20 protein-coding genes and 3 rRNA genes are annotated in these 25,446 nt (G+C 55.7%); 3 read left to right on the top strand and 20 right to left on the bottom strand.

Annotation, left to right across the window (positions count from 1 at the left end; genetic code table 11):
- Positions 1 to 55 precede the first annotated feature (55 nt).
- The 3 genes from JRC49_08645 to JRC49_08635 all read left to right on the top strand — a co-directional run bounded on the left by JRC49_08645 (position 56) and on the right by JRC49_08635 (position 3,055).
- Positions 56 to 706, top strand: a complete 651-nt coding sequence (locus JRC49_08645; GenBank protein ID QTE69876.1) for a VWA domain-containing protein — start codon at positions 56 to 58, stop codon at positions 704 to 706.
- A gap of 164 nt (positions 707 to 870) precedes the next feature.
- Complete coding sequence (locus JRC49_08640) at positions 871 to 1,392, top strand: sigma-70 family RNA polymerase sigma factor (protein ID QTE69875.1); 522 nt, start codon at positions 871 to 873, stop codon at positions 1,390 to 1,392.
- Positions 1,358 to 3,055, top strand: a complete 1,698-nt coding sequence (locus tag JRC49_08635; GenBank protein QTE69874.1) for a CotH kinase family protein — start codon at positions 1,358 to 1,360, stop codon at positions 3,053 to 3,055. The genes JRC49_08640 and JRC49_08635 overlap by 35 nt, the downstream gene beginning before the upstream one ends.
- Before the next feature lie 60 nt (positions 3,056 to 3,115).
- Here the strand turns inward: JRC49_08635 and JRC49_08630 are convergent, their stop codons facing one another.
- The 20 genes from JRC49_08630 to JRC49_08535 form a co-directional block, all read right to left on the bottom strand.
- On the bottom strand, positions 3,116 to 3,583 hold the full coding sequence (locus JRC49_08630; GenBank protein QTE69873.1) for a GNAT family N-acetyltransferase: 468 nt from the start codon (positions 3,581 to 3,583) through the stop codon (positions 3,116 to 3,118).
- A complete protein-coding gene (locus JRC49_08625) occupies positions 3,558 to 4,622 on the bottom strand; it encodes a hypothetical protein (protein QTE69872.1) in 1,065 nt (354 codons plus the stop codon). Before JRC49_08625 ends, JRC49_08630 begins: the two co-directional genes overlap by 26 nt.
- Positions 4,623 to 4,663: 41 nt before the next feature.
- Complete coding sequence (locus JRC49_08620; protein ID QTE69871.1) at positions 4,664 to 5,173, bottom strand: GNAT family N-acetyltransferase; 510 nt, start codon at positions 5,171 to 5,173, stop codon at positions 4,664 to 4,666.
- A 14-nt stretch (positions 5,174 to 5,187) separates the two neighbouring features.
- Positions 5,188 to 5,796 (bottom strand): hypothetical protein, encoded by a 609-nt coding sequence (locus JRC49_08615; protein ID QTE69870.1) that lies wholly within the window; start codon positions 5,794 to 5,796, stop codon positions 5,188 to 5,190.
- Between the two features lie 956 nt (positions 5,797 to 6,752).
- Positions 6,753 to 6,869: ribosomal RNA gene (rrf, locus tag JRC49_08610) — 5S ribosomal RNA — on the bottom strand.
- A gap of 107 nt (positions 6,870 to 6,976) precedes the next feature.
- Positions 6,977 to 9,868 (bottom strand): 23S ribosomal RNA (locus JRC49_08605).
- A 294-nt stretch (positions 9,869 to 10,162) separates the two neighbouring features.
- Positions 10,163 to 11,709, bottom strand: a 16S ribosomal RNA gene (locus JRC49_08600).
- The 16S, 23S and 5S rRNA genes sit together here, the layout of an rRNA operon.
- Positions 11,710 to 12,029: 320 nt before the next feature.
- Positions 12,030 to 12,623, bottom strand: coding sequence for a cyclase family protein (locus tag JRC49_08595; GenBank protein ID QTE69869.1), 594 nt, complete (start codon positions 12,621 to 12,623; stop codon positions 12,030 to 12,032).
- A gap of 154 nt (positions 12,624 to 12,777) precedes the next feature.
- Positions 12,778 to 14,007, bottom strand: a complete 1,230-nt coding sequence (locus JRC49_08590; protein ID QTE69868.1) for a dicarboxylate/amino acid:cation symporter — start codon at positions 14,005 to 14,007, stop codon at positions 12,778 to 12,780.
- Between the two features lie 189 nt (positions 14,008 to 14,196).
- Positions 14,197 to 15,297 (bottom strand): tRNA 2-thiouridine(34) synthase MnmA, encoded by a 1,101-nt coding sequence (gene mnmA, locus JRC49_08585; protein ID QTE69867.1) that lies wholly within the window; start codon positions 15,295 to 15,297, stop codon positions 14,197 to 14,199.
- A complete protein-coding gene (locus tag JRC49_08580; protein ID QTE69866.1) occupies positions 15,294 to 16,580 on the bottom strand; it encodes a dTMP kinase in 1,287 nt (428 codons plus the stop codon). The genes mnmA and JRC49_08580 overlap by 4 nt, the downstream gene beginning before the upstream one ends.
- Positions 16,581 to 16,626: 46 nt before the next feature.
- Entirely contained in the window at positions 16,627 to 17,889 is a 1,263-nt protein-coding gene (locus tag JRC49_08575; protein QTE69865.1) for a homoserine dehydrogenase, read from the bottom strand.
- 6 nt (positions 17,890 to 17,895) lie between these two features.
- A complete protein-coding gene (locus JRC49_08570; GenBank protein ID QTE69864.1) occupies positions 17,896 to 18,687 on the bottom strand; it encodes a type III pantothenate kinase in 792 nt (263 codons plus the stop codon).
- Between the two features lie 22 nt (positions 18,688 to 18,709).
- Positions 18,710 to 19,294: an ECF transporter S component gene (locus tag JRC49_08565; GenBank protein QTE72851.1), complete on the bottom strand. Its 585-nt coding sequence runs from the start codon at positions 19,292 to 19,294 to the stop codon at positions 18,710 to 18,712.
- Between the two features lie 197 nt (positions 19,295 to 19,491).
- A complete protein-coding gene (locus JRC49_08560; protein QTE69863.1) occupies positions 19,492 to 20,655 on the bottom strand; it encodes a beta-lactamase family protein in 1,164 nt (387 codons plus the stop codon).
- A 25-nt stretch (positions 20,656 to 20,680) separates the two neighbouring features.
- The gene (locus tag JRC49_08555; GenBank protein ID QTE69862.1) at positions 20,681 to 20,998 is read right to left on the bottom strand and encodes an AzlD domain-containing protein; all 318 of its coding nucleotides are present in this window, start codon (positions 20,996 to 20,998) and stop codon (positions 20,681 to 20,683) included.
- A complete protein-coding gene (locus JRC49_08550) occupies positions 20,995 to 21,696 on the bottom strand; it encodes an AzlC family ABC transporter permease (protein QTE69861.1) in 702 nt (233 codons plus the stop codon). Before JRC49_08550 ends, JRC49_08555 begins: the two co-directional genes overlap by 4 nt.
- A complete protein-coding gene (locus JRC49_08545) occupies positions 21,693 to 23,024 on the bottom strand; it encodes a thymidine phosphorylase (protein ID QTE72850.1) in 1,332 nt (443 codons plus the stop codon). The genes JRC49_08550 and JRC49_08545 overlap by 4 nt, the downstream gene beginning before the upstream one ends.
- A gap of 207 nt (positions 23,025 to 23,231) precedes the next feature.
- The gene (locus tag JRC49_08540; protein ID QTE69860.1) at positions 23,232 to 23,978 is read right to left on the bottom strand and encodes a YebC/PmpR family DNA-binding transcriptional regulator; all 747 of its coding nucleotides are present in this window, start codon (positions 23,976 to 23,978) and stop codon (positions 23,232 to 23,234) included.
- 156 nt (positions 23,979 to 24,134) lie between these two features.
- On the bottom strand, positions 24,135 to 25,406 hold the full coding sequence (locus tag JRC49_08535; protein QTE69859.1) for an adenylosuccinate synthase: 1,272 nt from the start codon (positions 25,404 to 25,406) through the stop codon (positions 24,135 to 24,137).
- Positions 25,407 to 25,446: the final 40 nt, after the last annotated feature.

Genomic DNA, 25,446 nt, shown 5'->3' with positions numbered 1-25,446 from the left:
CTGGATGCAGGGTTGAAAAAGACCCTGACAGAATACGGACCGGAGGGATTTTATTATGAAAAAGAATCTGACAGAAATGGTCTTCATCCTTGACAAGAGCGGTTCCATGTCCGGACTGGAGGCTGATACCATCGGCGGTTTCAACGGCATGATCGAAAAGCAGAAGAAGGAAGAAGGCGAAGCCCTGGTCTCCACCGTGCTGTTTTCCGATGAAAGCCACGTTATCCATGACCGTGTGGACCTGCAGAAGATTGAACCGATGACGGATCGGCAGTACTACGTCGGCGGCTGCACCGCCCTGATCGACGCCATCGGCGGAGCCATCCACCATATCGGCAACGTCCACAAATACGCCCGGGAGGAAGACCGGCCGGAGCACACCATCTTCGTCATTACCACAGACGGCATGGAAAACGCCAGCCGCCACTATACCAGCGACAAGGTCAAAAGCATGGTCCAGCGGCAGAAGGAAAAATACGGCTGGGAATTCCTCTTCCTGGGAGCAAACATCGACGCTGTGGAGACGGCCGCCCGTTTCGGAATTAATGAGGACCGGGCCGTGAACTTCTGCAATGACGCCCAGGGCCAGGCACTGAACTATTCCGAGGTCTCTGAAGCGGTCCGGACGGTCCGCGCCTGCGCGCCGCTGGGCCGCGGCTGGAAACGGAAGATTGAGGAAGACTTCAAATCCAGGAAAGACAATTAATCATCAGGCCTGTGCATCTCCCGCAAAGATATTGTATAATGCACCTGCTGCACCCGGAACGGGGCTTCCGTTCCGGGTTGCTTTGTGTCCTTTTCAGATTTTTTGAAATCAAAAGTCAAATTACGGCGTTTTATTCCGTCATATATATGTGGGAGGTGAAGTCGGTGACAGGAATCCAGGGCCCGGATTCTGCAAAAAGGGAAAGACTGACCGTCTTGATCCGTCAATACGAAAAAGACATCCTGAGAATCTGCTATCTGTACCTGCGCGAGACGGAGCTTGCCAAAGACGCCGTACAGGATACATTCCTCAAAGCATATACCCATCTGGACGATCTGCATGACCAGGCCAAAGCCAAAGCCTGGCTGGCCAGAATCGCGGTGAATATCTGCCGGGATCATCTTCGCAGCCCCTGGGTTACGCACATGAACCGGTATGTTCAGCCGGAAGACCTCCGGATACCCGCAGAGCAGCCGGATGAAACAAACGCCGCGCTGACCCAGGCCGTCCTGAACCTGCCCCGGAAGCACCGGGAAGCGGTTACCCTTCGGTACGTCCAGGGATATGACATACAGGAAACAGCAGAAATTCTGGGAATCACACCTTCTGCCGTATCAAGAAGATGCAGGCGGGCCTGCATCAGACTCAGGAATGAACTGGAAGGGAGCGACGATCACAATGGATGAACGCAAAGCACAGGAACGCATTCATAAAGCGGTCCGTGACAACCTGTCCTGGCTGGACCGGCTTCCTTCCCAGGAAACAGAAATCCTGGAGCAAACGAAGAAGGAGGCAGATCCTTTGATTACTGTTATAAACGGAAACACTGAAACCATGATTCCGCCGGCGTTTACCCCGGCACGTCATCATACAAGCGCCTGGTTCAGGCCGGTACTGGCCGTCGCGGCCGTGCTGGTGCTGATCACCGGATTCTGGGCTGCCCAGCGCCACGGCTTTGTCGGCAGCATCACCCCGGACGTCGTCACGCAGCCGGTCGGCAGCGAAGAAACCCCCGGGCTTCCCGCGGCCGTCATTACGGATAAAGCCACACAGCCGGAAACCCTTCCCCTGGACCGCATTGACCTGTATGTGGAACCCGATCTGCTGTGGAACAGCGAAACCGGCATCCTGACAGAGGGCGAAAATGTTGATAAGAAAAACCTGCCCTTCAAAAATACGGTCTACAGGAAAATGAAGGACGCGGGCGTCAAAGTGGACGGCGAACTGGTCTACCGCAGCGATGAGGGTGCAGTCCTGTTCAAGGATCAGGTCAAACTTTGCCTGGACGGGGACTTCGCCCTGGATATGCCGCAGAAAGGGTTCCTGATTGACGCGGCGGACGGATCCTTTGATTTCCCGCTGTTTGACGACAGATCCGCTGCATCCTATCCCTCTCTCCTGCTGCGGAATGCCGGAAACGACAGCATGTTTACCCGGATCCAGGACAGCCTGCAGCACCGCCTGATTGACAGGCACACGGACGCGAAGCTGCTGACCCAGGCCTGGCGGCCGGTCCAGGTATACCTGAACGACGAATACTGGGGCATGTACAACATGCGGGAAGCCATTGACGGCCATACCGTCTGCCGGTATGAAAATGTATCGGATGAACTGGCGGACAGCGTTTCGATCCTGACCATGAATGGCAGCAGCATCCAGGGACCGAATAAGGAATACAAAGAGCTGCTCAAAACCCTGAAAGCCGGCAATCCCGCGGAAAACCCGGCGGATCTGGAATACCTGGAGCAGGAAGTGGATATCGATAATTTCCTGGACTGGCTGGCCGTGGAAATGTACTTTGGAAACAGCGATATCGGTCACGCAAGGGTATACCGGGTTCCGGGCGGAAAATGGAAGTGCCTGATTGAAGATCTTGACTACGGCTTGTATGATTCCGGCTTCAATTCCGTACAAAGCTACCTGAAGGAAGCAGGAATGGGACAAAAAGCGATTAACAACACCACCTTCCTGAAGATCCTTTCCGTGGACAAGTACAAAGACCTCTTCTTTACCAAGCTGGGGAACCTGTTCTATTCGCTTACATCCAGCGTCATGGAAAGCGAAGTGGACGCCTGCGTCGCCTGGATCGAACCCGGCATGAAAGCGCATATCGATCGCTGGGCACCCTTCTATGACAAGCAAGTCATGTTTGACGTGCCGACCAATCCGGAAGAGGCCTGGAAATACTGGGAGCAGCGCGTTGCCCGGCTGCGGAATGTCATACGCAAGCGGCCCACCCGGCTGTATAACTTCATCCGGGAATTCTTCCAAATGACCGATGAAGAAATGGCCGTATACTTCCCGACTGATATCCCGCGCACTGTGGATGAAATACCGAATGTCATTTAATCCTGATATAAACAAGGGAACCGCCTGAAGCATCAGGCGATTCCTTTTCTTTCTATCTGTTTATTTGATATCAATCCAGATGCCGATATCATGCATGGACGAATCCGGAACGGATTTGTAGAACCGCTGGGCTTCGTCATTGCTGGCTGTCAGCGCGATCAGCGTATCAATGCCTTCCGCTTTCAGCCTGCTGCGCATTTCGTTCATCAGCGCCTGAGCCACGCCCTTATGCCGGGCGCTCTTCAGCACGCAGATCCAGTCCAGGTAAGCTTTGACGGTTCCGTCGAAATAGGAGGGAATCCGCACCACGTCAATCCGGCCCACCACCTGTTCCCCGATGTAAGCCAGCAGGGAAAGGGCGTTTTGAAACCGGGGATCATCGAAACTGTCCGTCACGCTTTTGATATAAGCATCATCGATCTCCCAGCCCCACACGTCTTCCTCCGCCCGCAGCTGTTTTTCAAACGCCAGCACGTCCGGAATCCGTTCTTTGGTATACAGTTCAATCTTTATTTCTTCCGTTTTCATTTTCCACTACCATCCTGTTGATCAATAGTTCATCCTCCCGGAGATGCACGCTGAAGGAATGGGTTTCATCGTGCATATCATAAATCCGGTTTCCGGTTTCAGCAATATGCCGCTGCTGCCAGATCAGCGCCAGGTCCCTGATCCTGAACAGCTGCTGGTTCTGCGGATCTCCATACATCCGGGCCAGCTCCTGAACCGAAGGCATTTCCTGCAGATACCGGTCATCCATTGCTTCCAGCTCCGCCAGGATCTCCGCCCCGCTCATCCGGTTGTACTTTTCAAAATTCTCCGGCGTCAGTACCAGGATCAGACCCCGATCAACCGGTTCTGCCGTTTCCCCGGAGGCAATCCACTCCGTTTCCGTCCTGTGCTTCATCCGGGAAAACGAATTCCGGATCTTTTCCGGCAGCTGTTCAAACTCCTGCTTCGTGATCCGCTGTTCCGATATGGTACTGCCCCGCCCCTTGCTGTGCGGCAGGAAGCAGGCGCACCGGTACAGCGGGTAGACGGACAACATTTCATAGAGTTCCGGTATCTGGGACAGGTTCTCCCGGATCAGGGGAATGCTCACATTCACCTGAAGGCCGGCTTTTACCGCCTGATCCAGCATCCGGAGCAGAAACCGGAAGTCTCCCTTTCTCCCGGCAAAGCGGTCATGATACGCCTCGGTGCCGTAGAAAGTCAGATCGATGAGTTCCACACCGTTTTCACGGATGCTCTCCATCAGCTCCGCCAGTTCCGGCTCCTCCCGGAAGGCAAACCCGTTCATCTGCAGGAACTTGGCTGCAGGTCCCTGATACTCCCGGTTGAAGCGCAGGAATTCCTGCAGATCCGGTGTGTCCATGCAGTAGCCGATATAATAACTGCAATTAAGATCAGGGCGTGCTTCTTTCATTTCCCGGATAATCCTGCCGCCCAATGCTTCTCCTGCCTTGTAATCCACCCCTGTAGCTTTCCCGCAGGATGCCAGCAGGCAATACCGGCAAAAAGAATGGCAGGGTACGCAGTAGTTGGCAATCGACAGTGAGGTTGTTTTCATGTCCTGATCCCTCCTTTTATATCCACGGCATCCAGGTGTTCTCATACCCCTCGCCGCAGTATTTCATCAATAATCAGTTTGTCCCGGTTCTGATGGCTGGCATACTCCCGGAATCCCAGTTTGCGGAGCAGTTCCCGGCTGGGAATGTTCTCCTCAAAGTGTCCGCAGTGTATGTATTCCACTCCCGCACACCGGAACAGTTCCGGAATCACCGCCTGCAGGGCTTCCAGCATATATCCCTTCCGCTGGTAAGGCGGGAAAATCGCATAAGCCAGGGTTCTCCCTCTCTCCGGCAATCCCGTCCTCAGATTCTCCGGCAGCTCCGGCTCCACTTCCAGCAGGAATCCAATCACCGCACCAGAATCTTTCTCCACCAGCGAATAACTGTTGTTCAAGCAGAAGAAGCGCTCAAAGATTTTCGCGGACACCGCGTCATCCATATCCGCCGGAAACCCGTAGGCAATCCGCAGTGCCCTGTCGGCAATCCCGCTGACAAAGGATGCTTCATCCACTTTCTCCATCCGCCGGATCAGCAGCCTGGTACTTTCCATACGGTTTTCTCCTGTCATCGACTCATTTCCATCATCAGCCTGCCCAGGGAGACTCCGAGTCTTTTACACCGCATCGCCGCTTTGATCACCCCTGTACATTCTATTTCTCCGGCCTCCTGCACAAACAGCCGAACCGGCTCCTGCATCTCCAGGATCTCCCGGTTTTCCTTCCCCAGAAGCAGCAGGGCATAACATCCATCTTCCAGCTGGATTTCCCAGACCTTCTGGTCCGGATCCATTCCCGCTGCTTTCAGCAGCTCCCTTGCGTCCTCCCGGATCCCCTCGCTGTGAATGGAAGGCGCAACAACCTCATCCCTGTATTCCGCTTCCATGGCCCTGAAGATCTTACCCAAATCGGAGTAGTCCACTCCGACCTTCCGGTAAACGCTTCCCATGAAATCCACAAGGAATTCATCGCCGACGATCTGATACAACTCCCGTTCATACCGGTCCAGATCCTCCACCGTATAATTTTCCTCCTCCAGCATAAACCGCAGAATAACCTGCCCGAAGTAAGGAAGCCCGATATACTCTTCCAGCAAAATATGACGATCAAACCGTTCATTTACTTCCCGTGCTATTTCTTCAATCCTGCTTTTCAGCTTCTCACTTGTAATATACATACTGTACTTCTCCAGATCTGTAGGGTGAGTGCGATTATATCATCTGATTCCAAAAATGCAAAGAAAATTTTTCTGAAAGCATCTCTCTATGTTCATTATGAAATAAAACCAGGTTAAGCACAGTCAGCATACCCAGTCAAGGACTCAGCGGCTTCGCCGTGCCTGCAGCATCCTTGTCATGCTATGCTTCCAGTGCATCAAAACAATCAAGGAGGTACCTAGCACCTCCTGTCAATCAGAATTGCCAATCCAATCATTGTTCAATATTGCAAAGTATCTTTGCACTGCTGCCGACAGGCAGCAGTGCTCTGTGTTCGGTATGGAAGAGGGCGAACCGCCGACGACCGCCAGTGGCGGAAATTTCGTCGGCGGTGAGGTCAACCGAAAAGGAGTGAGCTCCCCAGTGGGGAGTCACGACTATTGAGGTTGCGGAGAGCGAAGAAATTATATTATCAGCGGCATTAAAGTATCTTTGCAGTATTGCCTGATGGCAATACTGTTCTGTGTTCGGTATGGGAACAGGGGAGCGAGCCGAATGTCAGCCCAGTGGGCTGTCGGCGCAGCCGAAATGAGGCGGAGTCCTGTCGTGCGCGGTGCGCGAGGCGGGAATTCCGCCCGCGGTGCGCGCGCGAATCCTTACCGAAACGAGCAATGCGACCGCTCCAAGGGAGCAGTGCGACGATTGAGGTTGCGGGGGGACCTCTTCTTCTCTCCTCTCACCCGTTCCCAAAAAGCCAACCATCACCCCGCAGCTCGCTTGGATCCCTGTAAGGGATACGTGAGTGAAACTCGAAGAGTTGAACTCAAAATGCCATATGCCGTTTCAGTGCACATTTATGTTAGCAAAGGAACGGCATATGGCATTATCAAAGCGAGCGATATCATCGTTACGGCCCACACTCCTATATATCCAGGTAAAGAAAAAACTCTGTAGTGAAAACTACAGAGTTTTTGGAATCCGGCGGCGACCTACTCTCCCGGGCCGTTACCAGCCAAGTACCATCGGCACTGAAGAGCTTAACTTCTGTGTTCGGTATGGGAACAGGTGGGACCTCTTCGTCATTACCACCGGAAATGGTTCAGTGTCCTTGCGCACACTGACAACTGCACAGCTACAATATTCAGGAAAATCTGACCTGTTAGTTTATCTGTTACCTTAATTGGTCTCTGGACCAATCATGAAATCAAGCCCTCGACCTATTAGTATCATCAAGCTCCATGCGTTACCGCACTTCCACCGATGACCTATCTACCTGGTAGTCCTCCAGGGGTCTTACTTGCTTGCGCAATGGGAGTCTTTATCTTGAGGTGGGCTTCACGCTTAGATGCCTTCAGCGTTTATCCCGTCCGCATTTCGCTTCCCTGCTATGCCGTTGGCACGACAACAGTTGCACCAGTGATGCGTCCATTCCGGTCCTCTCGTACTAGGAACAGCTCCTCTCATGACTCCTACGCCCACGATGGATAGGGACCGAACTGTCTCACGACGTTCTGAACCCAGCTCGCGTGCCGCTTTAATTGGCGAACAGCCAAACCCTTGGGACCTGCTTCAGCCCCAGGATGCGACGAGCCGACATCGAGGTGCCAAACCTCCCCGTCGATGTGGACTCTTGGGGGAGATCAGCCTGTTATCCCCGAGGTAGCTTTTATCCGTTAAGCGACGGCTTTTCCACTCAATACCGCCGGATCACTAAGCCCGACTTTCGTCTCTGCTCGAATTGTCACTCTCGCAGTCAGGCACCCTTCTGCCTTTGCACTCTTCGAATGATTTCCATCCATTCTGAGGGTACCTTTGGGCGCCTCCGTTACTCTTTCGGAGGCGACCGCCCCAGTCAAACTGTCCACCTGACACTGTCCATTACCCGGTTTACGGGTCCATGTTAGAATTCCAGTAACAGAAGAGTGGTATCCCAACAGCGGCTCCGCTAAGACCGAAGTCCTAACTTCCAAGCCTCCCACCTATCCTGTGCATCCGTTACCGAAATCCAATATCAGGCTACAGTAAAGCTCTACGGGGTCTTTCCGTCCAGTCGCGGGTAATGGGCATCTTCACCCATACTTCAATTTCACCGGGCCCCCTGTTGAGACAGCGCTCAAATCGTTACACCATTCGTGCGGGTCGGAACTTACCCGACAAGGAATTTCGCTACCTTAGGACCGTTATAGTTACGGCCGCCGTTTACTGGGGCTTCGGTTCGATGCTTCGATTGCTCTAACATGTTCCCTTAACCTTCCAGCACCGGGCAGGTGTCAGCACCTATACGTCAGCTCTCGCTTTCGCAGATACCTGTGTTTTTGCTAAACAGTCGCTTGAGCCTATTCTCTGCGGCCTCTCTCGAGGCACCCCTTATCCCGAAGTTACGGGGTCATTTTGCCGAGTTCCTTAACAAGGGTTCTCCCGTTCGTCTCAGGATTCTCTCCTCGCCCACCTGCGTCGGTTTCCGGTACGGGTACCTTCAGATATACTAGCAGCTTTTCTCGCCAGCGTGAACTCATCTGCTTCCCTACTTGATTTCGGTCCACGTCACACCTCAGCTTAGAGGAACGCGTACTTCACTACGTTCCAACCTCAGTGCTTGTACGGAGTTGACCATCACCCCGCTCAGACTATCCTTCTGTGTCACTGCTTCATTCTTCGGTAGTGCAGGAATATACACCTGCTGTCCATCGCCTACGACTTCCGTCCTCGGCTTAGGCCCCGACTTACCCTGGGTGGATGAACCTTCCCAGGAAACCTTGGGCTTTCGACGGCGAAGTTTCTCGCTTCGCTCTCGCTACTCATACCGGCATTCTCTCTTCTGTGCGGTCCACCGTGCCTCTCGATACGGCTTCAGCCCCCACAGAACGCTCCTCTACCACGCGCTTGCGCGCATCCATCGCTTCGGTGTCACGTTTTAGCCCCGGACATTTTCGGCGCACAACCACTCGACCAGTGAGCTATTACGCACTCTTTAAATGTGTGGCTGCTTCTGAGCCAACATCCTGGTTGTCTGTGCAATTCCACATCCTTCTCCACTTAACGTGTACTTTGGGACCTTAGCGGTTGATCTGGGGTGTTCCCCTTTGCCCGCGGAACTTATCTCTCGCGGACTGACTCCCATGGTTTGCATTGTATGGTATTCGCAGTTTGATAGAGTTTGGTAGGATTTGAGTCCCCGCGCCCATTCAGTGCTCTACCCCATCAATTATCCATGAGGCTAGCCCTAAAGCTATTTCGAGGAGAACCAGCTATCTCCGGGTTCGATTGGAATTTCTCCCCTATCCACAGCTCATCCCCGCCTTTTTCAACAGACGTCTGGTTCGGTCCTCCATGGGATTTTACTCCCACTTCAACCTGGCCATGGATAGGTCACCCGGTTTCGGGTCTACGTCATGCAACTATCGCCCTATTCAAACTCGCTTTCGCTTCGGCTCCGGACCTTCAGTCCTTAACCTCGCTGCATAACGTAACTCGCCGGTCCGTTCTACAAAAAGTACGAGATCGTACATGGCATGTACTTTCTCTGCTTGTAAACACAGGGTTTCAGGTTCTCTTTCACTCCCCTCCCGGGGTTCTTTTCACCTTTCCCTCACGGTACTATGCGCTATCGGTCACCATATCGTATTTAGGCTTGGATGGTGGTCCACCCTGCTTCCCGCCGGGTTTCACGTGCCCTGCGGTACTCTGGTATCAGTTAGCTGGTTGACTCTTTCGCTTACGGGGCTGTTACCCTCTTTGGCTGAGCTTTCCATCTCTCTTCGGCTAAAGTCTTCCATACACGTTACTGACCCACAACCCCGGGGAGCATGCCCCCCGGTTTGGCCTCTTTCCCGTTCGCTCGCCGCTACTTAGGAAATCTTTAAATTAATTTCTCTTCCTGCGGGTACTTAGATGTTTCAGTTCCCCGCGTGCCCTCCTGTAAGACTATGGATTCATCTTACGGTGACAGGTTCTTCACCTGCCGGGTTTCCCCATTCGGATGTCTACGGATCGGTGCCTGCTTGCGGCTCCCCGTAGCTTATCGCAGCTTGCCACGTCCTTCGTCGGCGTATGGTGCCAGGGCATCCACCCTGTGCTCTTTGTAGCTTGATTTCTCGTCGTTCTTGATCCTGAGACCAATTTAGTAAAATTGTTTACCTTTAACTGGTCTTTCCTGAATCTTGTTTCTTTGCTGTGCAGTTGTCAAGGTGCGCGTGCTCAAGGCGAGCTCTGCGAGCCTTGAAGACGATACAGAGTTTTGCGCGCTGTAAGGAACAGCTCAATTCTTTTTCGAACGTTCGTTGACGTTCCGTTTTGCTTCTTTGAAGCTTTTTATGACGACCGGTTTTATCCGGTCGATCGACCTCGGTTTCGGCGTCCACCTTTCGGCTTCTGCTTTCTCCCTAGAAAGGAGGTGATCCAGCCGCACCTTCCGATACGGCTACCTTGTTACGACTTCACCCCAGTCATTGGTCTTGCCTTAGGCGGCTGGCTCCTTGCGGTTACCTCACCGACTTTGGGCACTCCCAACTCCCATGGTGTGACGGGCGGTGTGTACAAGGCCCGGGAACGTATTCACCGCGGCATGCTGATCCGCGATTACTAGCAACTCCGACTTCATGTGGGCGGGTTGCAGCCCACAATCCGAACTGGGACCACTTTTTTGAGATCCGCTCTCCCTTACGGGTTCGCCCCTCTCTGTGGTGGCCATTGTAGCACGTGTGTAGCCCAGGTCATAAGGGGCATGATGATTTGACGTCGTCCCCACCTTCCTCCGAGTTGTCCCCGGCAGTCTCTTCAGAGTCCTCAGCTTTACCTGTTAGTAACTGAAAATAAGGGTTGCGCTCGTTGCGGGACTTAACCCAACATCTCACGACACGAGCTGACGACAACCATGCACCACCTGTCTCAGTATGAGCAAGCTCACGATGTATCTCTACAAGTTTTACTGGATGTCAAGACCTGGTAAGGTTCTTCGCGTTGCGTCGAATTAAACCACATGCTCCGCTGCTTGTGCGGGCCCCCGTCAATTCCTTTGAGTTTCAACCTTGCGGCCGTACTCCCCAGGCGGAATGCTTATTGTGTTAACTGCGGCACAGAAGGGGTCGATACCCCCTACACCTAGCATTCATCGTTTACAGTGTGGACTACCAGGGTATCTAATCCTGTTTGCTCCCCACACTTTCGCGCCTCAGCGTCAGTTACAGTCCAGTAAGTCGCCTTCGCCACTGGTGTTCCTCCCAATCTCTACGCATTTCACCGCTACACTGGGAATTCCACTTACCTCTCCTGCACTCAAGCCCGACAGTATCCAAAGCAATTCCCACCTTAAAAGCAGGACTTTCACTCCAGACTTACCGGGCCGCCTACGCGCCCTTTACGCCCAATCATTCCGGACAACGCTCGCCCCCTACGTATTACCGCGGCTGCTGGCACGTAGTTAGCCGGGGCTTCCTCCTTGGCTACCGTCTCTTTCTCTTCACCAAGGACAGAGGTTTACGATCCGAAAACCTTCTTCCCTCACGCGGCGTTGCTGGGTCAGGGTTTCCCCCATTGCCCAATATTCCCCACTGCTGCCTCCCGTAGGAGTTTGGGCCGTGTCTCAGTCCCAATGTGGCCGATCACCCTCTCAGGTCGGCTACCGATCGTCGACTTGGTGGGCCGTTACCTCACCAACTATCTAATCGGACGCGAGCCCACCCCTTACCGGATTGCTCCTTTGACCCCTAAGTGATGTCACTCTGTGGTCTTATGCGGTATTAGTACAACTTTCGCTGTGTTATCCCCCTGTAAGGGACAGGTTGCTCACGCGTTACTCACCCGTCCGCCGCTAGAACATTACATCTTCAAATTCATCCGAAGACTTCATATCTGTCGCAATGTCCCCGCTCGACTTGCATGTGTTAGGCACGCCGCCAGCGTTCGTCCTGAGCCAGGATCAAACTCTTCCGTTTAATCCTTAAACATCTTTCGATGTTAAACTCTTTGGAATCTTCGCTGTCTTTTTCCTTATTGCGCGTTATTATCTCTGTATCGTTTTCAAGGTTCGCTTCGCTCTTTTCTTGCGGTCTCCCGCAAGCGAGCTTGGATAGAATATCAAACGGCAAGGCCTTTGTCAAGCACTTTTTGGAGGTTTTTTTGAAAAAAATTAAGGCAAATCAACGCTTCCGGACGATGCGTGATTTGTCTTGGTGAATGTTCGTGTTTTTGGCCAAAACGACCGGCTTTCTTCCATTAATAATTCACTTGTTGTTCGGATACAATAGCGACCCCGTCACAGTTCCATCAGAACCGCCCGGCAGGGAGCGCCATCCGACCCTCCGAGATTCAGCGGAGCGGCATTCAGCAGGTAGATTCCCTCCTCCACTGCTCCCAGGCGGATCCCCTCCAGCAGGACAATCTCTGCGCCCAGCATAATCAGGTGCACGTTCATGGGTGCGTCCAGCGGCCCGACGGTCTGGGATTCATTGCCGAAGAGCAGGATGCCTGCCCCGGCAAAAACCTTCGCCGCTTCCTCCGTCATAACGGCCGGACCCTTCACCAGGATCCGCTTCGCAGCCTCCGCATCCAGGCTCCGGGCCTTCTGCAGGATCACTTCCGCGTCCGCCGCCGTAATGTCTCCCTGATGTTCCGTCACGTATGCCTTGCCGATGAACCGTTCCAGGTCCACCTGGTCAATGGTTTTGCCCTCATTCAGGAAATGATACGGGGCATCCACATGCGTCCCGTTATGCGCGCACATCTGAAAAGCCGTCAGGTTGCAGATGGCACCGTCCGCAATCCGGAGCTTGACCTGCCGTTCCGGAGACGGATCCCCGGGATATACGCAGCAGGTAAACAGTTCCTGGGTGATATCATAGATCTTCATCCGTATGTCTTCCTTCATATATAGAATAGTCGGTCCGCTTTCCCGTCCTTCTGAATTTCTCCGTACGCCCCGCGTTTCCCTTGTCCGGACAGAAAAACGCCCGCCGGAGCATCACTGCTCCGCACGGGCGTTTGTTTTCAGTTACGGGAATTGATCAGGCAGCGGCCTTCTTCTCCGCTCTTTTGCGCTGCAGCCTGGAGACCACGATGGCGCAGGAAGCATCGCCGGTGATGTTCACCACGGTACGGCCCATATCAAAGATTCGGTCCACACCGGCCACCAGCGCAATACCTTCCACCGGCAGGCCTACGGACTGAAGCACCATGGCCAGCATGACCATGCCGGCGCCGGGAACGCCCGCGGTGCCGATGGAGGCCAACGTCGCCGTCAGCACGATGGTCAGCATCTGGGAGAAAGTCAGGCTGATGCCAAAGCAGGAAGCGATGAACACCGCGCACACACCCTGGTAGATGGCGGTACCGTCCATGTTGATGGTTGCGCCCAGGGGCAGGACGAAGGAGGATACTTCCTTATCCGCACCCAGCTTCTCGCAGCACTCCATGTTCAGCGGGAGGGTACCCACAGAAGAAGCGGAAGAGAAAGCCATCATGATGGCAGGCAGCATGCCCTTGAAGAACTTCACCGGGCCGACGCCGCCCAAAGCCTTGACCGACGCGGAATAAACCACGACCGCATGAACAATGTAGCACAGATAAGCCACCAGCAGCACCTTCGCCAGGGAACCGAGCACCGCCGGACCGTTCTCGGCCACCACCGGGCAGAGCAGGCAGAACACACCAATCGGGGAAAGCTTCAGGATCATCTCCATGGCCTTCATGCAGATATCGTTGCACACATCCACAGCCTTGAACTCCATGTCAAAGCGGTGTCCGATCAGGATCAGCGCAAACCCGATAAACAGCGCGGACACAATGATCTGCAGCATGTTCGCGTCCACAAACGGTTTGATAAAGTTGGAGGGGAAGATGCCTACCAGCGTATCCATAAAATTGACGGATGTCGCCGCCGGCTCATAGGACAATTCAGCCGTGGACAGCACCGGGAAAATTCCTTTCAGCAGGTTGGCAAAGAGCAGGCCGATCGCCACCGCGAAGGCTGTGGTGCACAGGTAGTACAGCATGGTGCTTCCGCCGACTACGCCGACCTTTTTGATGTCCCGAATGGATACCACACCCGCCATGATGGAGAAGAAAACCAGCGGACAGACAATCCACTTGATCAGGTTCAGGAAAATCGTACCGAAGGGTTTGATGTAGGTCTTCGCAAAATCCGGATTACCCGTCAGTGCGATACCTGCGCCGATCGCCAGGATCAGCGCGATGAAAATCTGTGTGGATAGAGCCAGTTTCTTCCTTTTTTCCATGGGCAACTTCCTCCTGTGTATTTGGGAAACACAGATTCTTTTGCCCGTTTACCTGCCAGTGGCTTTTTCACCGTTCTCTTCGCACAGGTTTATTGCTTTAGCGTATTAAAGTTTTGAAACCTGCGGTTTGATCCCGACAAAAAACCATATGGCATCTGACGGACTTATTGAATCAGTTTTCCCTTTTATTTATCTGTTATCCGGGTCAACGCAGCCCGGATCAACAACCTCAGTAACTATAGCTCCCCCAAGACATATATCTCCATCATAAAGCACCGCGCTCTGGCCGGGAGTCACCGCCCGCTGGGGCACAAGGGAATGCAGCAGGAGCCTGCCCTCCCTCAGCGTGGCCTCCACCGGCTGATCCGGCTGGCGGTAACGGTAGCGGGCCGTACAGGTGATGGTTTCGCCTTCCTTCATCGGGGCTTCCCCGACCCAGGTCACATCTTCCGCAACGCTCTGCGTACTGTAAAGCATGGGATGATCTTCTCCCTGGGCTACCAGCAGCCGGTTCTTCTCCAGGTCCTTGCCGATGACAAACCAGCTGCGGCCGTCTCCCCGGCCGCCGATGCCCAGCCCGCGGCGCTGGCCGAGGGTATAGTACATCAGGCCGTCATGCCGTCCGACCACTTCGCCCTCCGGCGACACCATATCGCCGGGCTGCGCCGGAAGGTATTCTGAGAGGAACTTCTTGAAATTCCGTTCCCCGATAAAACACACGCCCGTGGAATCCTTCTTTTTACTGACCGGCAGGCCCCGATCCTCCGCGATCTTCCGCACCTGCTCCTTGGTCATGCCGCCCACCGGGAAAATGGCTTTCTTCAGTTGTTCCGCATGGACCATATAAAGGAAATAGCTCTGGTCCTTGTTGGGATCCGATCCCTTCAGCAGCTGCCCCGCTTCATTGGTGCGGACGAAGTGTCCGGTCGCCATGCGGGTTGCCCCCAGCGTCATGGCAAAATCCAGGAAAGCCCTGAACTTGATTTCCCGGTTGCACAGCACGTCCGGATTCGGCGTCCTGCCCGCCCGGTATTCCTTCAGGAAATAGGAAAAGACCCGGTCCCAGTATTCTTTGGCAAAGTTGACGCTGTAATACGGAATACCGATCAGGTCGCAGACATCCCGCACGTCCCGCCAGTCCTCTTCGGCTGTGCAGGTGCCGTTGATGTCCTCTTCCTCCCAGTTTTTCATAAAGACGCCCACAACATCGTAACCCTGCTCCTTCAGAAGCAGGGCCGCTACGGAGGAATCCACGCCTCCGCTCATGCCGACTACGATGCGTTCGCTCACTTTTCGTTCTCCATCAGACGGGTCAGTACCTTTTCCTGTATCTCCGCTGCAATTTCATCCCGGGATTTGGTCGCATCCACGACCACAAAGCGTTCCGGATCACGGGCAATCAGCTCATGATAGCCGTCCTCCACCCGGGCATGGAAGCTGTCCGCTTCCATTTCCATCCGGTCCGGCTCGCTGGCCGCGCAGCGGCGCCGCAGCGCCTCCCGGTGATTGATATCCAGGTATACCGTCAGGTCCGGCAGGGTATTCTCCACCGCCGGCGCGTTAATCTGCAGGATCTCATCGATTCCCAGCTGCCTTCCGCCGCCCTGGTAGGCCACGGAGGAATCCAGGAACCGGTCACAGAGCACCACTTTGCCTTCCGTCACCGCCGGAATGATTTTTTCCCGCACGTGCTGGGCACGGGAAGCCGCATAAAGCAGCGCTTCCGTGATATCCGTCATGCCGGTGTTCTCCCGATCCAGCAGGATATCCCGGATCTTTTCCCCGATGGGAGTTCCGCCGGGTTCCCGGGTATGCACCACTTCAAAGCCCCAGCGGTCCAGGGCATCGGAAAGCCGTTCAATCTGGGTTCCCTTGCCGCTGCCGTCCAGTCCTTCCACAGACAGGAAAGCGCCCCGCTCCGGCTTCGCGTCCGGACACAGAATGTCCAGGATTTCCGTCGGCGTATGCGCGATCTTTTCCGCGCCGGTTTCCAGCAGTTCCTGTTCGCTGCCGTAGCCGTAGGTGACCCCCAGGGTATGAACCCCGGCCGCTTTTCCGCCTTCCATATCAAAGCAGCGGTCGCCGATCATCCAGACCTCGCCGTGATTTTCCGGCAGGGCCTCCCGGATCAGGTGTTCCTTTTCCGCCCGGGCGTCTGTCGCGCAGACAACCGTGGAAAGGAAACGGTCAAAGCCAAAGTGCTCCAGGATTTTTCCTGTCGGATAGGCAGGTTTGCCGGTCACGACGCCCAGTTTGGCTCCCTGTTTCCAGAGAGTCCGGAGCATCGTCCGCACGCCGGGATACACCCGGTTTTCATACATGCCGACAGTGGTGTAGCGGGCACGGTAAATCCGCTGCGCCTCCTCCGCCTGTTCCTCGGTCATGCCCAGGAAGGTCCGGAAGGAATACAGAAGCGGCGGCCCGATAAACTTGCGCAGGGTCGCTGCATCCGGTTCCGGAAAGCCCATCTCCTTCACCGCGTGTTTCGCACAGTTCCAGATGCCTTCCTCTGACTGAGTCAGCGTTCCGTCCAGATCGAAAAGGATCCAGGTGTCTTTCAATTCACAATTCATAATTCACAATTCACAATTCTGTATGTCTGCAGAATCAAATGAATTATCATCCTTCAACTCGAATAACGTTCTCTACCTTGCAGATTTCGGGATTCAGCGCCTTCACCACACGCTGCACGGCCTTTTCGGGAGCCATATGAGTGATGATGATCAGGGTCGCCTTTCCATCCGGACCGGCATCCTTCTGCGTCATGGCGGAAACGGAAATCTCTTCCTTCGCCAGCAGGCCGGCCACTTCAGCCAGAACGCCGGGGGCATCCTTGGCCTTCATGCGGATGAAGTACTTGCTGTACCAGTCGTCCGCCACGGGCAGCGGATCCTTGCGCATCACAGGCATGGGATGCACCGCGTTCTGCGCAGCCTGGACAATGTCGCCCACGATAGCGCTGGCAGTCGGAGCGTCACCGGCGCCGCGGCCTTCCAGCATCATGTCCTTGAAGGAATGACCGTAGAGATAAACAGCGTTCAGGGAGCCGTCCACCCGGGCCAGCGGATGATCCGCGGGCAGGAAAGCCGGATGCACACGGGCTTCAATGGAATCGCCGTTGTCCTTGCCGATGGCCAGCAGCTTCAGCACATAGCCCATCTCCCGGCCGAAGGCGATATCTTCGGAATTGACCTTGGTGATACCCTCGCGGTACACATTCTCCACCAGCACCCGGCTGTGGAATGCCAGGGAACCCAGGATGCTCAGTTTGTAGGCCGCGTCATAGCCTTCCACGTCCGCCGTGGGGTTGGGCTCCGCCAGGCCCAGGCGCTGGGCATCCTTCAATACAGTTTCATATTCGGCGCCTTCCGCCGCCATCCGGGTCAGGATATAGTTGGTTGTGCCGTTCACAATACCCATCATCTGTTCGATGTGGTTTGCGATCAGGGGCGTCTGGATCGCGTTGATGATCGGGATCGCGCCGCCGACGCTGGCTTCATAGTACAGGCCGGCACCGGTCTTCTTCGCCATTTCCCGCAGTTCATCAAAATGAAGGGAAAGCGCCATCTTGTTCGCGGTGACAACGGACTTGCCGTTCTCCAGCGCGCGCAGCATCATGGAAGCCGCGGGCTGTTCTCCGCCCAGGAATTCGCAGACGATATCAATTTCCGGATCTTCCAGAATATCGTTCTTTTCTGTGGTCAGCACCTCATCCGGTACTTCCTTGCCCCTGTGGATTTTCTTGTCCAGCACGAGAGCCTTCTTCACCACGAGCTTCACGCCCGTACGCTTGCTGACTTCCCCGCCGAATTCCCGGATCAGGTCCCATACGCCTCCGCCGATGTTTCCCAGTCCAAGCAGTCCCAGCACAACCTCTTTCATTTTCCTTTATCTCCTTCCGTCTGATTCCGTTTCCGTCCGATTTCGTTCATAGATCAGCCGCAGTCCCTTCAGGGTCAGCAGGCCGTCCAGTTTGTCAATAACATTGCTTTCCTCGGCAATCATCAGCGCCATACCACCGGTGGCCACCACGTAGGCATCCTCGCCCAGTTCCTGCCGGATCTTGCGCACAATGTTGCGCACCAGGCCGACATAACCGTAATACATGCCGCTTTGCAGGTTGGTAAGGGTGGACCGTCCGATGACGTTTTCCGGCCGGTTCAGTTCGAACCGCGGCAGCTTCGCGGTGCCGGTAACCAGCGCCTCACTGCTCAGCTTGATACCGGGACAGATGGTACCGCCCAGGAACGAACCTTCCTGATCCACCACACCGAAGGTGGTGGCAGTGCCGAAGTCGATGAAAATGCATGGCCCCCCGTATTCGTCATACGCCGCGACAGCGTTGGCAATCCGGTCGCTGCCGAGCTCCCGGGGATTCTCATATTTGATGTTGATACCGGTTTTGACCCCGGGAGCCACGAACAGCGGTGTCTTGCCGATGTAGTTCAGCAGCATGTGCTCAATCGTGTAGTTGATTGTGGGCACCACGCTGGAAACCACAATGCCTTCCACCACATCCGGGGAGACGCCCTCATGGGCAAACATGGACATCAGGCGTACACCGTATTCGTCCGAAGTGGACGTAATATTGGTGGACATACGCCAGTACTTATACATTTCTTTCCCGTCGAACAGCGCGGTCTTGATATTGGTATTCCCGATGTCCATGGTCAGAATCATGACGGTTTTCTCCTTTTTAAAATCAGATCAGCCGTGCTTTTTTCAGCGCAACGCCCGCGGCGCCGGTAACCACAGCGGCTACGATCATTTCAACCACAGCGTTCACACCCACAGAAGCAACAAGGTAAGCCAGGACGCTTCTGCCGGCCATCGCGTTCTGCATATAGGCGGTCTGGCTGAACAGCAGTACCAGCAGCGTCATAAAGAAGATGGTATTGAAAAGCGCCGCCGCGAAACCGGTGGCCAGGCCCCGCACATACAGAGGAGCCTTCGTCCGGCTGATGCCCCGGTAAACCAGCGCGGCCAGGACGCCCACCAGCACCCGGGAAACAAACCGCTGGATGAACATCAGGCAGGCAAAGCCGAAACCGGGATTGGCAGTCACCAGGGCCACACCCATTCCGCTTACGCCGAAGATGCCGTAGCACTGCAGGAAGCTGATCAGTCCGAAAGCACCGCCGATGATCATGCCTCCGGGCAGCCCCATCGCCATGGCGGCAATGGCCACAGGAATCATGTTGAAGGTGATGGACAGACCCATGGGCATGGGAATGTTCACATAGGCCAGGACGATCAAAACCGCTACCAGCATAGCCAGCAGCGTCATCCTCGCCAGTTTCGTGCGCCTTGTTGTGTTTGTCATAAGAATACCTCCGTTCGGGTTCACTCAGGATACCCGTCGTAAAAATGTATTTCCGCGTTTTCCTGCGTCCGGTGCGTATGCTCCCGGCGCTCAACATATGCGGATGGATTCATTATACAATTTTTTGCCGGATTGTAAAGAAAAGAAGGACTGCCGATACATCAGCAGTCCATACACGCAGCCAGAATATTCCGGCATTTCCGGGTCACCGCGCCCGTTCCCATGTCTGTCACATTCTGGGCCAGGAGGAAGGTAATCCCCTGGTCCGGCAGGTTAGCGAAATAGGTGCCCAGCCAGCCGTCCCAGCCGTACTCGTTCTTAACGGTGAACATCGCCGCCCGGCCCGGATGGTCACAGACCCGCATGAGGCAGCTGTAATTGTATCCGCCCAGGCTGTCCCAGACGTCCTTCCGGACGCTTCCGGTCAGTTGCGGCGTTGTCATATACCGCACCGCCGCCTCGGAAAGGATCCGCCCGCCGGCCGCCTTGCCGCCGTTTATCAGCATATTGGCAAATGCCGCATAATCGTCCAGGGTGGAAACCAGTCCGGCGCCGCCGGACTCGAAAGCCGGTTCCCGGTCATACTGTCCCACAGCCAGGTGAAGGCTGCTGAAGGTTTCCAGGCTGCCGGGCACCCGCTTGTAACAGGTCACCAGCCGGTCCCGTTTTTCCTCCGGCACCCAGAAGGCCGTATCCTTCATCCCCAGGGGCTCAAAAAGCTCCTCCCGGAGGAATTCGCTGAAGCGCTTGCCGGAAGCCGCCTCAATCACCGCGCCCAGGATGTCCGCGCTGGTTCCGTAGCGCCAGCGGGTTCCGGGTTCAAAGGCCAGCGGCTGCTCTCCCAGTCTGTTGCAGAAATCCAGCGTGCTCATTCCGCCGCCGGCGAGAATCTGCGCATGGTTGTCATCAAAGATGCGGGCGGCATACTGTCCCGCCGGATCCGCATCCGGATAGCACAGGCCCGAGGTCATTCCCAGCAGGTCCAGGATCCACGGGCCGCGGATCGCCGGACGGATTGTTCCGTCCGCCTCCACCACCCGGGGATTGGCAAAGCCCGGCAGGTATTGTTCCACCGGCGCCATCAGGTCCAGGATACCCCGGTCCACAAGAATCATCGCAGCGGCCGCCGTCACAGGTTTGGACTGGCTGTACAGGCGGAAAATGGAATCCCGGCGCAGCTGTTTCCCGGCCGCAATATCCGCATATCCTTCCCGGGCATGGCAGAGTTCCTTGCCATTCTTCAAAACCAGCAGGCTGACGCCCGCCGCTTCATGGTTTTCCACAGCTTGCCGCAGGCAGGCGGACAGTCTTTCCTGTAAGCCCATCGTTCCATCCTCCTCATTCAACCGTTTATACCAGCAGCAGGAATCCCTGGGCCAGCGCTACCGCAACGCAGGCGGCCACAGCCACCGTCAGCAGGCTCCGTCCGCGCCAGGCCAGCAGCACTGCCACCGCAACGCCGCAGATGGCCGTGCGCATATCCCCCGTGGAATAAAACACATCCGGAAAAGTCATGGCCCCCAGCACCGCGTAAGGGATATAGGCCAGGAAGGACCGGACAAACCGGCTTTTAATCTCCCGGCGGAACACCGTCAGCGGCAGCATACGGATCAGGTAAGTCACACCGGCTGTAACAGCCAGGTAAGGCAGAAACATATTCCATTTCATGCGGCATCCTCCTCCGCCGGATACCGCCAGGCACCCAGTGCAGCCGCGGCTACGCCGCAGATAATAATCACAAACCCGGAGGAAACCGTATTCAGTCCGGGAATATAATGGAAGCAAAGGCTCAGCGCCACCGCCGCCAGCACCACAAAGCGCACCGGACGGCTCTTCCGTGCCGGAGGCAGGATAATGGCCAGGAACATGCCGTAGATGGCAATGCCCAGCGCCGTGCGGACAAACTCCGGCAGCAACGTTCCGGCAGCGGCACCCAGGAAGGTGCCCAGCGACCAGCCGATCCACGGGGTCAGCATCAGGCCGTAAAGATAATACTTGCCCACCTTTCCCGGCTGGGAAGAGGCGACCGCAAAAATCTCATCCGTATTGGCAAAAGAGAAAATCATGCGCTGGAGCGTACCCATGCTTCCGTCCAGCTTCCGGCTGAGGGACAGGCTCATCAGCGCGTAGCGCAGGTTGATCGTCAGCTGGGTCAGCGCCATCTCCGCCAGGGATGCGCCGCCCACCATCAGCGGTACCGCGGCAATCTGGCCCGCGCTGGTCACGTTGGTCATGGAAATCAGCACCGCCTGCAGCACAGTCAGCCCGTCGCTGACCGCTTTCATGCCAAAGGCAAAAGAAACACTCAGGTATCCCAGGGCAATCGGGATCCCTTGACGGATCCCCTGCCGGAAAACTTTATTCATGCATCCGCCCCCAGCCTGCGGATGCCGTCCTTAGTCACCACCGCATGGAAGTTGGGTACCCGGCCGCAGGGCTCCTGTGCGATCGTGATGGCAGCGCGGATAGCAGCTTCCGCCCGGTCCGCGTCCTCTTCACTGCGGGCATGCAGCACACACAGCGGCGTACCGGCATCCACCCGGTCGCCGATCCGCACCTGCAGCACAAAGCCTACGGAGTAATCCAGTTCATCGTCCACCTTCATCCGTCCGGCTCCCATTGCCTGGGCCGCAAGACCCAGCGCCATGGTATTCATCTGTGAAACCCAGCCGGATGTGCCGCAGGTCACAGGCCGGATTACCTTTGCCTGAGGCAGGCGGGTCACATCGTCGCAGACGGACGGATCGCCGCCCTGGGCCGCGATCATCTGCTTCAGCTTTTCCAGGCCGGCGCCGGAATCAATGGCCTGCTTCATCATGGCCTGTCCGGCTTCCGGCGTTTCCGCCTTTCCGGCCAGGTGCAGCATAAAGCCGCCCAGGGTCAGGGAAACCTCCAGCAGATCCCCGCCGGCACGGCCGGCCAGGATATCGATGGCTTCCTTCACTTCCAGTGCGTTGCCCACATGGGTGCCCAGCGGCTGGTCCATACCGCTGACAAGCGCCACGATGGGCTTTCCGGCCAGTTCGCCGACCCGCACCATGTTCTGCGCCAGCTTCAGGCTGTCCTCCAGGGTATGCATAATCGCGCCGGAACCGGTTTTCACGTCCAGCACGATGGCATCGGAGCCGGCAGCCAGCTTTTTGCTGAGAATGGAAGAAACAATCAGCGGCAGGGAGTCCACAGTAGACGTCACGTCCCGCAGGGCGTACAGGGTTTTGTCCGCGGGCGCCAGATGCCCGGTCTGGCCGACCACGGCCACGCCGATTTCCTTCACCTGGCGGATGAAATCCTCCACGGGCAGGGCAACGCTGAGTCCGGGAATGGACTCCAGCTTATCCAGCGTTCCGCCGGTATGGCCCAGGCCCCGGCCGCTCATCTTTGCCACGGGCGCGCCGCAGGCCGCCACCAGGGGTGCCAGCACCAGCGTGGTGGTATCACCTACACCGCCGGTGGAATGTTTATCCACCTTGATTCCGGGAATCCCGGACAGGTCGGCAATATCCCCGGAGTCGCGCATTGCCAGCGTAAGGTCCGTGGTCTCCTGGTCCGTCATCCCGTTCAGGCGGATGGCCATCAGCAGGGCTGAAAGCTGATAATCCGGTACGGATTTTTCCGCAGCCGCCTGCGCAAAGAAGGTGATCTCCTCCTTTGTCAGCTCCTGCCCGAACTTTTTCTTTTCAATGATTTCCAGCATCGTCATGCGAAAATCCCCCTTTGTTTTCCAGAGAAAGAACAAGCCGATACCCGGCTGCCCGGATATCGGCCTTCATGCCCACTCTCGGGCTGTATATATGCTCATAGCCATTCCAACATTCCGATATCAGGTCATCGGGTACATTGTCATGTTGAGCTATTCATTCTGAATTCTTAATTCTGAATTCTGAATTGACGAATAATGGATTTATTCGTCCTCCTCTTCTTCCGGCAGATCCGCGTTGTGGTACACGTTCTGCACGTCGTCGTTCTCCTCCAGCAGATCCAGCATCTTCTGGATCTTCAGGACGGTGTCCGGATCGGAAACGGCCACGGTGTTCTGCGGAATCTTGGCCACTTCAGCGGAAAGGAATGAAATTCCCTGCTTTTCCAGGTTCTCCCGGACGGTGCTGAAGTCGTTGGGGGCGGTCACGATCTCAAAGACATCGTCATCCACCTTCACGTCTTCCGCGCCGGCTTCCAGGGCGATCATCATCATCTCGTCCTCGTCGCTGCCGGGTTCCCGTTCCACCACGAGCACGCCGCGTTCGTCAAACATGAAACCAACGGAACCGGTGGTGCCCAGGTTTCCGCCATACTTGGCGAAGCAGTGACGCACATCGCTGGCGGTGCGGTTGCGGTTGTCGGAAATGCAGTCCACGATAACCGCGACGCCGCCGGGAGCATAGCCTTCGTAGGTGATCTCTTCGTACACCACGTTGCTCAGCTCACCGCTTGCCTTTTTGATGGAGCGCTGAATGTTATCATTAGGCATATTGTTGGCCTTCGCTTTGGCGATAATATCGCGCAGCTTGCCATTGGACTCCGGATTGGCGCCGCCTTCGCGAACCGCGATGGCGATTTCGCGGCCGATCTTTGTGAAAACCGCTCCGCGCTGCGCGTCTGCCTTGCCCTTTTTAGCCTGAATATTGTGCCACTTGGAATGCCCGGACATCGAATCCCTCCCAGAATCGTACCTCATGTCGGTAAAAAATACATAGCATTATAGCACCGGTGATATAAGCGAGTCAAGCATTACAAGGAAAAGGGGCTTTTCCGCCGCAAAAATGCAGCCTCCCGTATCACAGGAGGCTGCATGAATGACAGCATATTATCCGCGGCGAATGATACTGTGGCGTTCCGGTCCGACGGAAATCCAGCGGATCACGCATCCGACCGCATGCTCAAGCCGGTTGACATAAGCCTTTGCCTCTTCCGGCAGGTCCCACCAGTGACGGACGGTGGAAATATCGCACTTCCAGCCCTTCATGGTCTCATAAACCGGCTCGCAGTCATCCAGTGCGGCGGCAAAAGGCATATCCGTAATCACCTGACCGTTCAGCTTATAACCGACGCACAGCGGGATCTCGTCCAGGTCGCTGAGCATATCCAGCTTCGTCAGCGCCAGTTCCGTGGCCGCCTGAACTTCGGTACCGTACTTGCTTGCCACCAAGTCGATCGGCCCGATACGGACGGTACGTCCGCCTTCCGGTTCATCCTCGCCGCACATCTTGCGGAACGCATCACCCTTCTTGCCTGTATACTCGGTCACGAAAGGACCGTCGCCCAGGCAGGTGGCGTATGCTTTGATGACGCCGATCACCCGGTCAACCTCCACACCGGGAACCCCAGCGCCGATCGGCGCGTAGGAAGCCAGCGTACTGACCGACGTCGTGTAGGGATAGATACCGAAGTCAAGATCCCGCAGGGCGCCGAGCTGAGCCTCAAACAGGATGCGCTTGTGATCGCTTTCCGCTTTGATCAGGTAGTCCCGGGTATTCCTGATAAAGGGCTTGATCTGCTCACTGTATTTATTCAGCCAGGCCATCAGTTCCTTTTCGGAAGCCGGTTTGACGCCGTAAATCTTTTCCAGGGTCAGGTTCTTCCAGGCGCACAGCTCTTTCACATGCTTTTTCAGCCGTTCCGGATAGAATAATTCCCCGGCCAGGATCGTCTTCTTCTGGTTCTTGTCGGAGTAGAAGGGCGCGATACCCTGCTTGGTGGAGCCGTCGTGTTTATCCTTCAGCCGGGCTTCCTCCAGCACGTCAATCTCCCTGTGCCAGGGCAGCAGCAGGGACGCCCGCTCACTGATCATCAGGTTGTCGGGGGTAATCTCGATTCCCTTCTGATCCTCTATTTCCTTGATCAATGTTTCCGGATCCAGCGCAACACCGTTTCCCAGAATGTTGACCACGCCGGGGCGGCATACGCCGGAAGGCAGCAGGTGCAGGTCATATTTGCCGAATTGGTTGATAATTTTATGTCCTGCGTTGGCGCCGCCCTGGAACCTGACAACAATGTCGAAGGCCTCCGCCAGCAGGTCTACCATTCTGCCCTTTCCTTCGTCGCCCCAGTTGATGCCAACGAGTGCGGTACAAGCCATCGTATCATCTCCTCTCGGGTTTTTCCCGTCTGTTCCGGTT

The organism is Clostridiales bacterium FE2011 (assembly GCA_017569305.1).
In the GTDB taxonomy this organism is placed as follows: Bacteria; Bacillota; Clostridia; order Christensenellales; family Aristaeellaceae; genus Aristaeella.
This window is presented reverse-complemented; position numbering and strand designations above follow the sequence as displayed.

Excerpts from the sequence above, each read along its gene's own strand:
- JRC49_08645 (QTE69876.1), top strand. The coding sequence starts at position 56 with ATGAAAAAGAATCTGACAGAAATGGTCTTCATCCTTGACAAGAGCGGT.
- JRC49_08635 (QTE69874.1), top strand. The coding sequence starts at position 1,358 with ATGAACTGGAAGGGAGCGACGATCACAATGGATGAACGCAAAGCACAG.
- JRC49_08630 (QTE69873.1), bottom strand. The coding sequence starts at position 3,583 with ATGAAAACGGAAGAAATAAAGATTGAACTGTATACCAAAGAACGGATT.
- JRC49_08625 (QTE69872.1), bottom strand. The coding sequence starts at position 4,622 with ATGAAAACAACCTCACTGTCGATTGCCAACTACTGCGTACCCTGCCAT.
- JRC49_08620 (QTE69871.1), bottom strand. The coding sequence starts at position 5,173 with ATGGAAAGTACCAGGCTGCTGATCCGGCGGATGGAGAAAGTGGATGAA.
- JRC49_08615 (QTE69870.1), bottom strand. The coding sequence starts at position 5,796 with ATGTATATTACAAGTGAGAAGCTGAAAAGCAGGATTGAAGAAATAGCA.
- JRC49_08595 (QTE69869.1), bottom strand. The coding sequence starts at position 12,623 with ATGAAGATCTATGATATCACCCAGGAACTGTTTACCTGCTGCGTATAT.
- JRC49_08590 (QTE69868.1), bottom strand. The coding sequence starts at position 14,007 with ATGGAAAAAAGGAAGAAACTGGCTCTATCCACACAGATTTTCATCGCG.
- JRC49_08580 (QTE69866.1), bottom strand. The coding sequence starts at position 16,580 with ATGAATTGTGAATTGAAAGACACCTGGATCCTTTTCGATCTGGACGGA.
- JRC49_08575 (QTE69865.1), bottom strand. The coding sequence starts at position 17,889 with ATGAAAGAGGTTGTGCTGGGACTGCTTGGACTGGGAAACATCGGCGGA.
- JRC49_08570 (QTE69864.1), bottom strand. The coding sequence starts at position 18,687 with ATGATTCTGACCATGGACATCGGGAATACCAATATCAAGACCGCGCTG.
- JRC49_08565 (QTE72851.1), bottom strand. The coding sequence starts at position 19,294 with ATGACGCTGCTGGCTATGCTGGTAGCGGTTTTGATCGTCCTGGCCTAT.
- JRC49_08560 (QTE69863.1), bottom strand. The coding sequence starts at position 20,655 with ATGGGCTTACAGGAAAGACTGTCCGCCTGCCTGCGGCAAGCTGTGGAA.
- JRC49_08555 (QTE69862.1), bottom strand. The coding sequence starts at position 20,998 with ATGAAATGGAATATGTTTCTGCCTTACCTGGCTGTTACAGCCGGTGTG.
- JRC49_08550 (QTE69861.1), bottom strand. The coding sequence starts at position 21,696 with ATGAATAAAGTTTTCCGGCAGGGGATCCGTCAAGGGATCCCGATTGCC.
- JRC49_08545 (QTE72850.1), bottom strand. The coding sequence starts at position 23,024 with ATGCTGGAAATCATTGAAAAGAAAAAGTTCGGGCAGGAGCTGACAAAG.
- JRC49_08540 (QTE69860.1), bottom strand. The coding sequence starts at position 23,978 with ATGTCCGGGCATTCCAAGTGGCACAATATTCAGGCTAAAAAGGGCAAG.
- JRC49_08535 (QTE69859.1), bottom strand. The coding sequence starts at position 25,406 with ATGGCTTGTACCGCACTCGTTGGCATCAACTGGGGCGACGAAGGAAAG.